Source organism: Klebsiella sp. Ech2A, from assembly GCF_030078455.1.
Classification (GTDB): domain Bacteria; phylum Pseudomonadota; class Gammaproteobacteria; order Enterobacterales; family Enterobacteriaceae; genus Klebsiella; species Klebsiella terrigena.
The window spans coordinates 1-14654 of sequence record NZ_JAQGFU010000111.1; the positions used below are offsets into that span (position 1 = coordinate 1).

13 protein-coding genes are annotated in these 14654 nt (G+C 58.3%); 5 read left to right on the plus strand and 8 right to left on the minus strand.

Going from position 1 to position 14654, the window contains the following annotated elements:
- Both PFH44_RS17990 and PFH44_RS17995 read left to right on the plus strand, forming a co-directional pair.
- On the plus strand, positions 1 to 485 hold a 485-nt coding region (locus tag PFH44_RS17990; RefSeq protein ID WP_283825723.1), incomplete at its 5' end, for a M20/M25/M40 family metallo-hydrolase.
- 295 nt (positions 486 to 780) lie between these two features.
- Positions 781 to 1686 (plus strand): GGDEF domain-containing protein, encoded by a 906-nt coding sequence (locus PFH44_RS17995; RefSeq protein WP_045854766.1) that lies wholly within the window; start codon positions 781 to 783, stop codon positions 1684 to 1686.
- Positions 1687 to 1694: 8 nt separating this feature from the next.
- Here PFH44_RS17995 and PFH44_RS18000 read toward each other — a convergent pair whose 3' ends face one another.
- Positions 1695 to 2528 (minus strand): helix-turn-helix transcriptional regulator, encoded by an 834-nt coding sequence (locus PFH44_RS18000; protein WP_045854767.1) that lies wholly within the window; start codon positions 2526 to 2528, stop codon positions 1695 to 1697.
- Positions 2529 to 2768: 240 nt separating this feature from the next.
- On the opposite strand from PFH44_RS18000, the gene PFH44_RS18005 reads away from it, so the two are divergent.
- On the plus strand, positions 2769 to 3536 hold the full coding sequence (locus PFH44_RS18005; protein ID WP_283825724.1) for a phytanoyl-CoA dioxygenase family protein: 768 nt from the start codon (positions 2769 to 2771) through the stop codon (positions 3534 to 3536).
- 52 nt (positions 3537 to 3588) lie between these two features.
- Here PFH44_RS18005 and PFH44_RS18010 read toward each other — a convergent pair whose 3' ends face one another.
- Genes PFH44_RS18010 through PFH44_RS18030 form a run of 5 tightly spaced genes read right to left on the minus strand, consistent with a single transcriptional unit; the run spans position 3589 to position 8550 of the window.
- Complete coding sequence (locus PFH44_RS18010; protein ID WP_045854769.1) at positions 3589 to 3930, minus strand: PTS fructose-like transporter subunit IIB; 342 nt, start codon at positions 3928 to 3930, stop codon at positions 3589 to 3591.
- A gap of 15 nt (positions 3931 to 3945) precedes the next feature.
- Positions 3946 to 4821, minus strand: coding sequence for a [formate-C-acetyltransferase]-activating enzyme (locus tag PFH44_RS18015; RefSeq protein ID WP_045854770.1), 876 nt, complete (start codon positions 4819 to 4821; stop codon positions 3946 to 3948).
- Positions 4787 to 7084, minus strand: coding sequence for a formate C-acetyltransferase (locus PFH44_RS18020; RefSeq protein WP_283825725.1), 2298 nt, complete (start codon positions 7082 to 7084; stop codon positions 4787 to 4789). The genes PFH44_RS18015 and PFH44_RS18020 overlap by 35 nt, the downstream gene beginning before the upstream one ends.
- Positions 7085 to 7132: 48 nt before the next feature.
- The gene (locus tag PFH44_RS18025; protein ID WP_045854772.1) at positions 7133 to 7453 is read right to left on the minus strand and encodes a PTS fructose-like transporter subunit IIB; all 321 of its coding nucleotides are present in this window, start codon (positions 7451 to 7453) and stop codon (positions 7133 to 7135) included.
- Positions 7454 to 7473: 20 nt separating this feature from the next.
- Positions 7474 to 8550 carry a PTS fructose transporter subunit EIIC gene (locus PFH44_RS18030; protein ID WP_045854773.1) on the minus strand — a complete coding sequence of 359 codons (1077 nt, stop codon included), beginning with the start codon at positions 8548 to 8550 and terminating at the stop codon, positions 7474 to 7476.
- 310 nt (positions 8551 to 8860) lie between these two features.
- Here PFH44_RS18030 and ptsP point away from each other — a divergent pair, with 310 nt between their 5' ends.
- The gene (gene ptsP / locus PFH44_RS18035; protein ID WP_283825726.1) at positions 8861 to 11362 is read left to right on the plus strand and encodes a phosphoenolpyruvate--protein phosphotransferase; all 2502 of its coding nucleotides are present in this window, start codon (positions 8861 to 8863) and stop codon (positions 11360 to 11362) included.
- Between the two features lie 115 nt (positions 11363 to 11477).
- On the opposite strand, the gene PFH44_RS18040 is transcribed toward ptsP, so the two are convergent.
- The gene (locus tag PFH44_RS18040) at positions 11478 to 12563 is read right to left on the minus strand and encodes a tartrate dehydrogenase (RefSeq protein WP_283825727.1); all 1086 of its coding nucleotides are present in this window, start codon (positions 12561 to 12563) and stop codon (positions 11478 to 11480) included.
- A gap of 82 nt (positions 12564 to 12645) precedes the next feature.
- Here PFH44_RS18040 and PFH44_RS18045 point away from each other — a divergent pair, with 82 nt between their 5' ends.
- The gene (locus tag PFH44_RS18045; RefSeq protein ID WP_283825728.1) at positions 12646 to 13611 is read left to right on the plus strand and encodes a LysR substrate-binding domain-containing protein; all 966 of its coding nucleotides are present in this window, start codon (positions 12646 to 12648) and stop codon (positions 13609 to 13611) included.
- Positions 13612 to 13640: 29 nt separating this feature from the next.
- Here the strand turns inward: PFH44_RS18045 and gabT are convergent.
- Positions 13641 to 14654: 4-aminobutyrate--2-oxoglutarate transaminase (gene gabT / locus PFH44_RS18050; protein ID WP_283825729.1), on the minus strand; the 1014-nt coding region annotated here is incomplete at its 5' end.

Consider the following 14654-nt stretch of genomic DNA (forward strand, 5'->3'; position numbering starts at 1 on the left):
GCCGTACCCGCCAGCAGGGGGGCAACCTCGTGGCGACGGTGGGCACCCTGCACTGCGCGCCGGGGGCGGTTAACGTGATCCCCGGCGAGGTCACGCTGAGCCTTGATATTCGCGGCCCGCACGAAGAACCGCTGGAGGCGCTGCTGAATGCGCTGCTCGAGGATGCGCGCAAGGTTGCCGCCCGCCGCGGCCTGCAGTTCGGCTGCGAGGAGTTCTACCGGATTGCGGCCACCGCCTGCGATGAGCGACTGCAGCAGGTGCTAAGTACGGCCGTGTGCCGGGTGCAGGATCGCTCCCTGTCGCTGCCGAGCGGCGCCGGACACGACGCCATCGCGATGGCCGAACGCTGGCCGGTAGGCATGCTGTTTGTCCGCTGCAAAGGCGGCGTCAGCCATCATCCGGCGGAGTCGGTGACGGCGGCGGACGTTGCCCTGGCGATCGCCGCGTTTAGCCAGGCTACCCTGGCGCTGAGCGATATGACCTGAGGTTCTCCCGGCGCTTCGACAGGAGAAAGTTGGGGTTATTTGTAAAGAAATTAGCACTAAATGCTAAAAATGCCGCAGGCGATCGCTATACCATCCGCGGCACTGACCTCGTCGCCATGGATTGGTAGTCAGTTGGAAAAATTCCGCGGGGTCAGTCCACTCTCTTCCTCCACCGTTGATACCCCCTTAGTGCCCCTGATTTACGCTGCCGCAGTGCGGGTTTTTGATGTGCCGAATCTCATCGGGCTGCTATGCTGCGTTTTGAGAGAGACAACGTTGTTTGAGAGACATGCCAATGCCTGATTTACAAAAACATTTGCCTCCCAGGGCCCCGCTGGCCGCTTCCCGGGCCAACCTGCTGCCCGCGCTATTGGTGATTATCGCCGTATCGGCGCTCTGTATTTTCATCTCAACACCCTTAGGCCCCTGGAACGTGATATTGACCAACTCCGGACTCTATATCGATCTGCTGGCCCTGCTGTTTCTGGTATTTATGCTGTGGAATTCGGCAAAAGTCAGAATGAGCCACGTGGCGGTAAACTGGGTACGCTACGGGCTGCTGCTGTGGATCGCCGGCGGCACCTTCGATTTAATGGATGAGATTTTCGTCCAGCCGCGATGGATGGGCTACTATTGCGAAGATCTGCTGCGCCTGTCCGGCATGCTGCTGACCACTATCGGGATCTACAAAATTATCGATCGCATTAACATCCTCTACGTCGACGCGCGCTCGCAATCGCTGAAGGATGAGTTAACCCAGCTGCCCAACCGGCGCTTTTTTATCGATACCATTCGCGAAAAGCAGGGCCACCAGCTGGCGCTGATGATTCTCGATATCGACTTCTTCAAGAAAATAAATGACACCTACGGCCACCTGATGGGCGATGAGGTGCTGTTTGCGCTCGGCAAGCAGCTGGCAAAATTAACCAGCGATAAAATACAGCCGGCGAGGATTGGCGGCGAAGAGTTCGCCATTATCGTTGACGGGATGTCGCCTGAAGAGGTGCGCAGCCTGGCGCAGTCGATTCTGGAGAACGTCCGCACCATTCTGATTAATAGCGACTATCCGCTGTCGGTGAGCATTGGCGTCGGCATGCGCGGGCGCGATGAGCCGCAGGATGCGTTTATCAAGAAAGTGGATGAAGCGCTCTATAAGGCGAAAAACAGCGGCCGCGGCCGGGTGGAGTGGGCCGCAGCCTGACGCGGAAATTACGCCTGCTGCGCGCTGCGGCAGTGGCGACGATATTCTGAAGGAGAGCGCTCGGTGTAGCGTTTAAAGACCCGGCAAAAATAGTTGCTGTCAACGAAGCCGCAGTTATGGGCGATCTCTTTGACCTTTAAATCATAGCCGCGCAGCAGCTTTTTGGCCTTTTCCAGCCGGACGCTGGTCAGGTATTCGTTGAACCCAACGGAGCCCGATTTCTGGAATATATGCGAGAGGTAGTTGGGGGTAATATGGAAACGTTTCGCCACCGACTCCCGGGTTAAGGGCTGGCTGAGATTGTCCTCCAGAAAATCCTGGACGGCCAAAAACAGATCGCGGCTCCGGCTGACCTGCATCTCAAGGCCGACGAGCTGCTCAAGACAATGGTTTAATAGTGCAGACACCACCAGCCTGGCGGTGACCGGGTCCGGCTGAAGGCAGATCTCATTCAGCGCCAACAGCAGATACGATCCGACGCGAGGCCCCAGTCGGGCGACGTTCTGCTTCTCCGTGTGCAGCTGCTTGCCATCCCAGCGCTGGATGCAGAATCCCAGCTTTTGCCTACCGAACAGGATACTCAGCGTAGAAGCCGGGCCGGTCCACTCCGGTAGCGTCCATTTACCTGCCTGCACGTACAGCACCTGCGATAGCGTTAGCTGGCTATCAGACAGCGGCAAACCGCGCTCTTTAAGCTCGCCATCGAGGACAATTTCCAGCCGAGGGAAGGGCACTTTATAGGCCAGATCGGGGACCGATACGTCCGGCTCCGGGAATCTGACCTGCAGCGTATCCTGCTGATTGACCAGGCGATGTAGAATTTCAGGCAGATCCGCAATCATCCTCTAGACCCCGAAAGATAGCTATTATCCTTTTGATTATAAATTATTTTATAAATTAATGACGCTATTGGATCCGCCGACTTCATCGCGGGCGGTAGCAGATGCGGAGATTTTGATGGCAATCACAGTTTGCTCTCCCGCGTACGGATATCCAGTTTTTCGTAGGATTAGCCTCATGTATTTCCGCAGGCCGGCGTTTAAAGTTTATTTCGTGTTATCGAAAGGTTAAAGGAAATAAATATGGAACATCAGTCTGCCGTATATCTGGATGCGCTTGGCGCCAATATTGCGCTTAACGAAAAGATGAAAGAGGAGCTGAATACCCTCGGCTACACCGTGGTGCATCGCGTCGCCGACCCGCAATGGCTGGAAGCAATGCGGGACCTTATCGACGAGATTGTTGAGAAAGAGGGGGATAATCTCGCCATCGAACACCATCAGGAAGCCACCGCGACCCGTATTGCCAACCTGATTAACAAGGGGGTGATTTGGGAGAAAGTCTGGTCTCATCCGCTGATCCTCTCCGCCTGTCGCTATATTTTTCAGGGCGATTTTAAGGTTTCCAGCCTCAACGCGCGGGAAGCGTTGCTCAACGGCGGCAGCCAGCCGCTGCATGCCGACTGGAAAAAGCCGCGGCCGGATTTTCCGAAAGTGCATCTGGTCAATACGATTTGGGCTATTGACGATTTAAGCGCCGAAAATGGCGCACCACGCATTATTCCCGGCACTCATCTGCGGCCGGAACTGCCGGAGGAGGTGCTGGAGGACCCCGAGCTGCCGCATCCTGACGAGGTGGTGTTTGCCGCGCCAGCGGGAAGCGTGATGATTTATAACGCCCATACCTGGCATGGCGGCACCTGTAATAACATCGGCAGCAGAAGGCGCGTGCTGCACGGCCTCTATATTGACAGACAGGATACGCCGCAGCAGGACCAGCAGCGCTGGCTCCGGCCCGAAACGGCAAGTCGTCTCACGCCGGCGCAAAAATGGTTGCTTGATGTGAAGTAGGCCGGCGCAATAAGGGCGGATTCAGGGGATCCGCCCTTTGCTGAAGAGAAGGTCAGGGAATGTCCAGATAGACGACCGGTTTTTTCATGATGCACTTCACCGCCTCAATAACCTGCTGCGGCTGAAGTAAAAAAGTTTTGATGCTGGTTTTAATGGTTCGTACGCCGATAAACCGTTGCGCATCGTCAATTTCAATATCTGTTACCAGCAGCACCACGTCAGCACGGGTAATATCGTCAGGGGTGATCTTATTCTCAACGCCTAATGCGCCCTGGGTTTCAATTTTCATATGCCATTTTTCATGGTGCGCGACTTTTACCAAACGTTCCGCCGCCATATAGGTATGCGCCACGCCGCTGACGCAGGCGGTCACCGCTACGATATTCAGTTCCATATTCTCCTCCGGGCGCTAGCCGCCGATGGTGACGTGAAAACCCGCTTTCTCAGCCATAATCCTGAATGGCTCAATCTGTGACGCGTCCGGGGCCTTAATTTTCGCCATCGACCACTCCCTGCCGAGCAGCGCGTATTTAGGCTCGCCATATTGATGGAACGGGAGAAGATGGATTTCAGGAAGCTTAAAGGGTGCCAGAAACGCCAGGATTTGCCGGAAATTCTCTTCGCTAAGCGTGTACCCGGGAATGAGCGGGACCCTGGGAATAACCTGAATATGCTTGTCCACCAGCCTGCTGAAATTATCTAACACCCGCGGTACATCGATCCGCAGTAGAGTCTGCGCTTGTTCAATATCCATGATTTTCAGATCGAACAGCACCTCATTGCACTGTCTGGCGAGCGGGTAAAAGCGGCTGAATGCCGCATCGCCTGCCGTTTCAATTGCCGTGCGTATTCCCAGCTGGCGTAAGGTTTGCAGGAAGCGGGTTGCAAACCCCGCCTGCATTAATACTTCGCCGCCTGACAGGGTGACGCCGCCGCCGGAGGCGCGAAAGAAAACGTCATCCTTGAGGACTTCCTTAACTAAATCATTCAGCGTGACGTCGCGGCCGATTTGCTCCCATGCGCCGGAGGGGCACTCTTCGACATCCTGCTGGCAGCGCGTACAGCGCAGGCATTTGCTCTCCCGGCGTACGGTCTCTATTTTAGCTGAGATAGATTCCGGGTTAGCGCACCACGGACAGAGGTGCGGGCAGCCTTTAAAAAAGACCACCGTCCTGATCCCCAGGCCATCGTTCAGCGAGTAGCGCTGGATATTAAAAATGCGCGCCCGATCGGCGCGCGTCTCCAGAACCTCACAGCTGATGCGCGGTGCGGTGGATAATGTCATCCTGAATCTCCTTTGATAGCTCGACAAAGAAGGCGCTGTAACCGGCGACGCGTACCACCAAACCGGCAAAATCCTGGGGACGCTGCTGCGCTTCGCGCAGGGTATCGGCATTGACCACGTTGAACTGGATATGCTGAAGCTTGAGCTTGCTGAATGCCTGCAAAAAGTCAGCCAGCTTGTTGAGACCGCCGTCGCCGGCAAGGGTAGCCGGCGTAAACTTCACGTTAAGCAGCGTACCGTTGGATAAAAGATAGTTATCCAGCTTGCTGACGGATTTCAGTACCGCCGTCGGCCCTTGAGAGTCCTGGCCGACCATGGGTGAGAGTCCGCCGTCGGCTAGCTGATCGCCGGCCAAACGACCGTCGGGCGTTGCGCCGACTACTGACCCCAGGGGCACATGCGCTGAGACGGTGTAGGAACCCGGCGTGAAATGTCCGCCGCGCGGATTGAGATGTTGCTCGACTTCTTTACAGTAAAAACGCAGCAAATCGGCGCTGATATTGTCGACTTCATCGATATCATTGCCATATTTTTCGAAACGGTTAATCAGCCGCGCGCGGATTTTTTCCCCTTCCGGAGTTTTGAAGTTGGCCTTAAGCACCTGAATGAGATCATCAAAACTCATTCGCTGCTGCTCGAACACCATTCCCTTGAGCGCATGCAGCGAGTCGCTGAGGTTGGCGATACCAATGCCCTGCACGCCGGAGAAGTTATAGCGCGCTCCGCCCTCGGTGATATCTTTACCGCGTTCAATACAGTCCAGAATAAAAGAGGAGAGCAGGGGAACCGGCGCCTGGTCGCGATGGCCGATATCGCAAATATTGCTGCCGTTAATCATCAGCTTGATGTAGTGGCGAATTTTTTCGCGGATTTGGTTGAGCAGCCCGTTCCAGCTCACGTCAGGATTGCCTTCATTCTCCAGGATTACGATCTCCATAACCTTGAGCAGGTTAAACATCGCAATATCGTGCAGTCCGTAAGTCCGCCCGGGGATCGACAGCTCAACGCAGCCGACGACGGCGTAGTCGCGAGCATCCTCGAGCGATACCCCGCGATTCAGAAACGCCGGAATCACGACTTCATCATTAAAGACCTGCGGGATACCTGTCCCAAAGCGGATCGTTTCCGCGGTCTTACGCAGGAACGGACGGTCGATCAGCTCATTGACGCGAACGCCAAGGTTAGGCTGCGGTAGCCGGACTTGCTGATACGCATCCAGAGCCAGAAACGAGAGGATGTTCACCGCGCTGCGCCCGGTTTCGCTTAGTCCGCCGAGCAATGCGGTGTAGCCGGTTGGGAAGCCGGCAAAGTAGCGAGCGCTGCTTGACGAACGCAGCAGGACAATATCGTTGCACTTGACCCACAATGACTCCAGCAGCTCCTGCAGGAAAGCCGGATCCTGGCCCCGATTTAACGATGTCTGATAGAACGGCAGCATGTACTGGTCGAAGCGCCCCAGCGAGAGGGAGCTGGCGTTAGACTCATACTGCAAAATAATATTCATATACCAGAACAGCTGACAGGCCTGGTAGAAATCCTCCGGGCGATGAAGCGCGTTATGCCGGGAGATCGCGGCGATGGCGGCGAGCTCCTGACGCCGCCTGGCGTCGCTGCAGGCGGCAGCCATCTCCTCGGCCAGCAGCGCATAGCGCAGAATGTGCCGCTGCGAGGCTTCCAGCAGAATCAGCGCCGCCTGATAGAAGTGGTTGTGGGGCGCGCCCTCGGCCGCCGTCCGTAGTTCTGCAACCAGGGCCGCGAGGCCATTATTGAGCAGTCGGGGGTAGTCGATAATGATATGCCCCTGGCCCTTGTCGGTCTGGTTGACGCTGAAAATCTGGGTGCTGACGGCCGCTTTAACCTCATCGGTCATGCGGGCGTTAATAAAGTCTTTCATCGAGCGCTTTTCCCAGTAAGGGAACAGCGCTTCGCGGTAAATACGTTTATCTTCTTCGCTGATGGCAAAACGATCCTGGGGGCGAGTGGCGAAACCGTCCAGTTCGTTCAGTAACCAGTAAGGGTCCATTTCCGGGGAGACTATTCCGGCCCGCGGCTTGACCGTGCGGTTGCCGGCAATGAGTTCATCCTCACGAATCGAGATCTGCACACGATCAAGGATCCACGCGGTGGCTTTCGCCCGGCGTAATAGCACCGGCTCACCCGCCGTTTGTTTGTGGCTTGCGGTATACAGCAGCGCCCGCTCAAGCGAGATCTCCCGCGGCTGGGCGAACAAACTCTCTTTTAAGCGTTCAGTACGATTCGTCATGACAAACTCCATGTTAGTCCGGCGGAGCGCCAGGGCGCTCCGCTCTGTTCAGGCTTTCTGTGCAAGATGGCCGTCGATTTTTTGCATGATGGCCTCCGCGCGTTTCACCGCATCGCTGATATTGACGCGGACGATGGTTTTAGCGGAAAAACGCTCTTCAAACTTGATGCCGATATCCCTGGTCAGGATCACGATATCGGCGCGGGCGACATCCTCCGCCGTCAGTTCGTTTTCGATCCCGATAGAGCCCTGGGTCTCGACTTTGATCTGCCAGCCTTTAGCTTTGGCGGCGCCTTCCAGCGATTCGGCGGCCATATAGGTATGCGCGACTCCCGACGGGCAGGCTGTGACGGCAATAATGTGGGTCATAGACTTATCCTCTCTGCTTCTCAGTTAATTTCGAAATCAAGATCCAGCTCGTCATCGGCTTTAGCGGCCGGCGTTTTCTTTTTTGTCAGCGCCTTAAGAGTGATGACGCAGGCGGCGGTGACGCATGCGCCGACCAGCAGGCCAGCGATAAATCCGCCCTTACCCTGCACGACCGGCAGTACGATTAGCCCGCCCCAGCCGGCATAGCACTGTGCGCCGAGCAGGGCGGTGGTAACGCAGCCGCTGGCGGCGCCAATCATAATTGAGGGGATCACCCGCAGCGGGTCGGCGGCGGCAAAGGGGATGGCGCCTTCGGAGACGCCTACGCAACCCATTACCAGCGCGGCTTTGCCGGTTTCACGCTCTTCGGCGCTGAAATATTTGCGGCCGACAAGCGTTGCCAGCCCCATGCCCAGCGGCGGAACGGCGATACCGACGGCGGCGATGGCCACGACGCTGTAAATGCCCTGGGAGACGCAAATCAACATAAAGGCGTAAGCCACCTTATTCACCGGGCCGCCCATGTCGAAGGCCAGCATCAGGCCCATGATGATCGCGAGCAGGACAATACTGCCCTCGCGCATGCCCTGCAGCCATCCGGTCAGGCTAGCGGTCAGCGCGCCGACCGGCTCGCCTAAACCCCACATCATGATCCCGGCGGTTATAAAGGTGCCGACGATCGGGATGACAAATATTGGCATCACCGAGCGCAGCACCTTGTGGACCGGGATCTTCTTGAGGTAATAGACCACCAGACCGCCGATCATCCCGGCGATCAGCGCGCCAAAGAAGCCGGCGCCAAAGCTGTTGCCGACCCACGCGCCGATGGCGCAGGGCGCCAGCGCCGCGCGGTCCGCAATGGAGTAGCCGATATAGGCCGCCAGAAAGGGCACCATCAGCGTTAAACCGGCGACGCCAATATCAAACAGCTTTTTCAGATTCGGATCGGTGGCGACGTCCGGGACCGCGCCCTTGCCGTACAGCATCACGGAGATGGCGAGCAGGATGCCGCCGGAGACTACGAAGGGGATCATATGTGAAACGCCGGTCATGAGATGCTGGCGTGTATTTTTTAGTATTTGCACCAGTTCGTTCATTGCTTGCTCCTGAGCGTGCTCTTCGCTCGTGACGGTATTGATGCCTCAACAGTAGGAAAATGGCGGTACAGAAAATAGAAGAGAAAAAGTGCATTTACTGGATATTTGTAAGGTGAGAATAAAATTGCGATCCACCTCAAATCTTAGCGCTGGCGGGTATGACGGCAATTTAAACGCCGCATTTGTGACCGCGGGCATGAAAAAGAATGCTGTGTACAATAGTCCAGTAATTAAGAGTTATTTCTCGTAGTGCCGTCGGGGTTCTTTCTTTACCTTTTGGGTAACTAACGTATTGCTCAGGAGAGAGGCGATGGCTCAGGTCATTAAATTCATATGCGATTTGTCGAATGGCGTTCACGCCCGCCCGGCCAGTCTGGTCGAAACGCGCTGTAATACCTTTTCGTCCACCGTTGACTGGCTGAATACGCGCAGCGGAAGGCGCGGGAATGCGAAAAGCGCGCTGGCCATCATCGGTACCGATACGATTAAGGGGGATGAGTGTCAGCTAATCATCAGCGGCGATGACGAGCAGCAGGCGCTTGCCGCGCTGTCGGCGTTTATTGTAGAGGAGTTTCCGCACTGCGATGCGCCGCTGGCAAGGGTAAACCGCATGGACGTGCAGCCGGTTCCTGAGTCGCTTTCCCGCCTGAACCCGACGCTATTTCGCGGCCAGCCCGTCTGTGGCGGGAGCGCGGGAGGCCGGCTCAGCCATCTGAAGTCCCTTGAGCTTAGCGACCTCGGGCCGCTGCCCGCTGCCGGCAGTATCGAAGAGGAGCAGGCGCTGCTGGATAAGGGATTGCTGCTCCTGGTCAGAAATATCGAATTCCGCCTGCTGGACAACGACGGTACCGCCGGCGCCATCCTTGAAGCGCATCGTTCTCTGGCAACCGATGCGTCCTTGCGCCAGCATCTGCTCGACGGGCTGCTTGGTGGATTGAGCTGCGCGCAGGCGGTTGTCGCCAGCGGGGAGCACTTCTGCTCCCGGTTTAGCGAATCCGCGAATAGCTACCTGCAGGAACGGGTGCTCGACGTCCGCGATATCTGCTTTCAGCTGCTGCAGCATATCTACGGCGAGGCCCGTTTTTCGGCGCCGGGTCAGCTGAACGCGCCGTCTGTATGTCTGGCAGAAGAGCTAACGCCCGGCCAGTTTCTTGAACTGGACAAGACCCTGCTCAAAGGCCTGCTGCTGCGCAGCGGCGGGACCACCTCGCATACCGTGATTTTGGCGCGCTCGTTTAATATTCCTACGCTGGTTGGCGTCGATATGGACGCGCTGCTCCCCTGGGTCGGCCAGGCGGTGCATATTGACGGCAACGCCGGGCTGGTGGTGGTCAATCCCGATGAGGCGGTGGCGCGCTATTATCAGCAGGAGGCCTGGGTTCAGGCGCAGGTGCATAGCCAGCAGCAGGCGTGGCTGGATAAGGAAGGGCAGACCAAAGACGGCCTGCGTCTGGAGGTGGCGGCAAATATCGCCCACTCCGTTGAAGCCGCTGCGGCGTTCAACAACGGGGCGCAGTCGGTAGGTTTGTTCCGCACCGAAATGCTGTATATGGATAGGCCCGGCGCGCCGTCCGAGTCCGAGCTCTACAATATTTTCTGCCAGGCGCTGGAGCCGGCCGGTGGGCGCAGCATTATCATCCGCACGATGGATATCGGCGGCGATAAGCCGGTGCCCTATCTGAATATTCCGGCCGAAAATAATCCGTTCCTCGGCTACCGTGCGGTGCGGATTTATGAAGAGTATCAGGCGCTGTTCCATACTCAGCTCAGGGCCATTCTGCGCGCCTCCGCGCACGGTTCGCTGAAAATCATGATCCCGATGATTTCGTCGATGGAGGAGATTCTATGGGTGAAAGATCGGCTGGCGGAGGCCAGGCAATCGCTGCGCGACGAGCATATCCCGTTTGATGAGAAGATCCCGCTCGGCATCATGCTGGAGGTGCCGTCGGTGATGTTTATCATCGATCAGTGCTGCGAAGAGGTCGATTTCTTTAGTATCGGGAGTAATGACCTGACGCAATATTTGCTGGCGGTAGACCGCGATAACGCGAAAGTGACGCGCCACTATAACAGCCTCAACCCCGCTTTTTTACGCGCCCTGGACTACGCGGTTCAGGCCGTGCATCGCCAGGGTAAGTGGATCGGTCTTTGCGGCGAGCTGGGCGCGAAGGGCTCCGTTTTGCCGCTGCTGGTCGGCCTCGGAGTGGATGAGCTGAGCATGAGCTCGCCGTCAATTCCGGCGGCGAAATCGCGCCTGGCGCAGCTCGACAGCCGGGCGTGTCGCCAGTTGCTGAACCAGGCGATGCGGTGCCGAACCTCGCTGGAGGTGGAACATCTGCTGGCCCAGTTCCGTATGACCCAGCAGGACGCCCCGCTGATCGCCAGCCAGTGCATCACCCTGAACAGCGACTGGCGCAGCAAAGAGGAGGTGATCAAAGGCATGACTGACAACCTTCTGCTGGCGGGCCGCTGCCGGTATCCGCGCAAGCTGGAGGCCGATCTCTGGGCGCGGGAGGCGGTGTTCTCCACCGGGCTGGGCTTCAGTTTCGCCATTCCGCACAGCAAATCGGAACATATCGAACAATCCACCATCAGCGTTGCCCGGCTGGCTGAGCCGGTGGCGTGGGGAGAGGACGAGGTGCAGTTTGTCATTATGCTGACGCTGAATAAGCACGCCGCCGGCGACCAGCATATGCGAATTTTCTCCCGTCTGGCGCGGCGCATTATGCATGAAGCGTTCAGAAACTCGCTGGTCACGGCGCAGAGCAGCGAAGCTATTGCTGACCTGCTACACCGCGAACTCGAACTGTAAACCGCTACGGGCTCTGCGGACCTGAGTAGGGAGCGGAAAAAAGCAGATACCAGAGCCCGGCCTCTTCGAGAGTCAGGCCGCGTTGGCGACGCGGCATCTATTCGATCTGCGGCCCTCAGCGCAGAATGGCCTGACAGATCGCCTCGCTGACCTGCTGAGTTGAGGCCGTGCCCCGCATATCCGGCGTTTTTGGCCCGCTGGCAATCACCTGCTCCATGGCCGCCAGAATGCCGTTATGCGCCGCCTGGTAGCGCGCGTCGCCGGCGCCGAGGAAATCAAGCATCATCGCCCCGGCCCAGATAGTCGCTATCGGGTTGGCGATATTTTTACCGTAAATATCCGGCGCCGAGCCGTGGACCGGTTCAAACAGCGACGGGAAGGTGCGCTCCGGGTTGAGGTTTGCCGAAGGCGCGATACCGATGGTGCCGGTACAGGCCGGGCCGAGATCGGAGAGAATATCGCCGAACAGGTTCGAGGCCACCACCACGTCAAAGCGCTCGGGCTGCAGCACGAAGCGGGCGCAGAGGATATCGATATGCTGCTTGTCCCAGCGGATCTCCGGGTAGCCCTGCGCCATCGCCTCAACCCGCTCGTCCCAGTAAGGCATGCTGATGGCCAGACCGTTGGACTTGGTCGCCGAGGTGAGGGTTTTACGCGGACGACTTTGCGCCAGCTCAAACGCGTAGCGCAGGATGCGGTCGACGCCGCGGCGGGTGAACACCGACTCCTGAATCACCACTTCGTGCTCGGTGCCCGGATTCACGCGCCCGCCGAGGCAGGAATACTCGCCTTCGGTATTTTCACGCACCACGTAGAAGTCGATATCACCGGCCTTTTTCCCCACCAGCGGGCAGGGCACGCCGGGGAACAGGCGCACCGGGCGCAGGTTGACGTACTGATCGAACTCGCGGCGAAACTTCAGCAGCGACCCCCACAGGGAGACGTGATCCGGTACGGTATCGGGCCAGCCGACGGCGCCGAAATAGATGGCATCGAACGCTTTGAGCTGAGCATGCCAGTCGTCCGGCATCATTTTGCCGTGCCGGGCATAATATTCGCAGCTCGCCCACTCAATCTGCTCAAAGCTTAGCGCCAGATCCCAGCGTTCGGCCGCGGCCTGCAATACGCGAATACCTTCGGGCAGAACTTCTTTACCAATACCGTCGCCGGGGATGGCGGCAATGCGCCAGGTTTTCTTCATACGGGTTCTCATTTGTTGGCCTGCTAAATTGACTTCCCCTCTATCCTATAATTGACTGGTTCATAATTAATCACGCTAACTGGTGAAACATAAAACACAGATCATGAATAATCTGCCGCTGCTAAATGATTTACGCGTGTTTATGCTGGTTGCCCGCCGCGCCGGTTTTGCCGCCGCCGCCGAAGAGCTGGGGGTCTCACCGGCCTATGTCAGCAAGCGGATTTCCCTGCTTGAGCAGGCCCTGAACGTAGTGCTTTTGCATCGCACCACGCGGCGGGTCACCATCACCGAGGAGGGTGAGCGCATCTACGAATGGGCGCAGCGCATTTTGCAGGATGTCGATCAGATGATGGACGAGCTCTCCGACGTCCGTCAGGTCCCACAGGGTACGCTGCGCATTATCAGCAGCTTTGGCTTTGGCCGACGGGTGGTGGCGCCCGCGCTGTCGGCGCTGGCCTCACAGTATCCTCAGCTGGAGCTGCGCTTTGATGTCGAAGACCGGCTGGTGGATCTGGTCAACGAAGGCGTGGATTTAGATATTCGGGTGGGGGACGATATTGCTCCAAATCTGATTGCCCGCAAGCTGGCGAGCAATCAGCGCATTCTCTGCGCCTCGCCGGGCTTTCTGGCGCGCTATCCGCAGCCTAAACAGCTCAGCGATCTGGCGGCCCTGCCGTGCCTGGTGATTAAAGAGCGCGATCGGCCCTTCGGCGTGTGGCAGCTGCAGGGTAAAGAGGGGGAAAGGGCGATTAAGGTCACCGGTCCGCTGTCGTCGAACCACGGCGAAATTGTGCATCAGTGGTGCCTTGACGGGCAGGGGATCGCTTTACGCTCCTGGTGGGATGTGAATGAAAATATCGCCAGCGGCCATCTGGTTCACCTGCTGCCGGACTATTACCAGCCCGCCAACGTCTGGGCGGTATACGTGTCGCGGCTGGCGACCTCAGCTAAAATTCGCGCTACCGTGGAGTTTTTGCGCCACTATTTTCAGCAGCACTATCCCCAGCAAGATCCGCAGCAGCGCATCGTCAGCGACGAGGTGAAATAGCCGGCGGCGCAGGCCGCCGGCCGAAGGCGCTACGAGCGAGTCACGTTTTGCAAAATAGCCAGCGCGCTGGCGAACTGCGCGTCCGGGATGGTCAGCGGATAGAGGAAGCGGATCACGTTGCCGTACTGGCCGCAGGTCAGCAGCAGCAGGCCCTGCTCCAGCGCCCGGCGCTGGATTGCCTGCGCCAGCGCCGGCGAAGGCTCGCCGCTCGCCGGGTCAACGAACTCGGCGGCAATCATCGAACCCACGCCGCGAACCTCCGCCAGCCCCGGGCACCAGGCCTTTGCCTCTTCCAGCGTTGCAGTCAGACGCTCGCCGAGGGCGGTGGCGCGGGCGCACAGCCCCTCTTTATCAATGATGTTAAGCACCGCGTGGGCGGCGGCCACCGCCAGCGGGTTACCGGCATAGGTGCCGCCTAATCCGCCCGGCGCCGGGGCGTCCATAATCTGCGCGTTGCCGACCACCCCGGAGAGCGGCATGCCGCCTGCCAGGCTCTTGGCCATGGTCATCAGGTCCGGCTTATCGGCATAGCGATCCATGGCGAACAGCTTACCGGTGCGAGCGAAGCCGCTCTGCACCTCATCGGCGATCATCACGATGCCGTGCTCGTCGCACAGGCGGCGCACGGCGGCGACCAGCTCTTTCGGCGCGACGTTAAAGCCGCCTTCGCCCTGTACCGGTTCAAAAATAATCGCCGCCACCTGCCTGGCTTCAATATCGGCCTTAAACAGGCGCTCGATGGCGGTCAGCGCGTCCTGGGTGGTGATGCCGTGCAGGGCCGACGGATAGGGGACGTGGTAGACGGAGCCGGGGAACGGCCCGAAGCCCAGCTTATAGGGGGCCACTTTACCGGTCAGGGCCATCGTCATGTAGGTGCGGCCGTGGAAGCCGCCGCCAAAGGCGATAACGCCGGGGCGTCCGGTATGGGCGCGGGCAATTTTAATCGCGTTTTCTACCGCTTCGGCGCCGGTAGAGAAGAAGGCGGTTTTGGCCGGACCCCGGACCGGCGCCAGCTCGTTAAGCTTCTCGGCCAGCGCCACGCA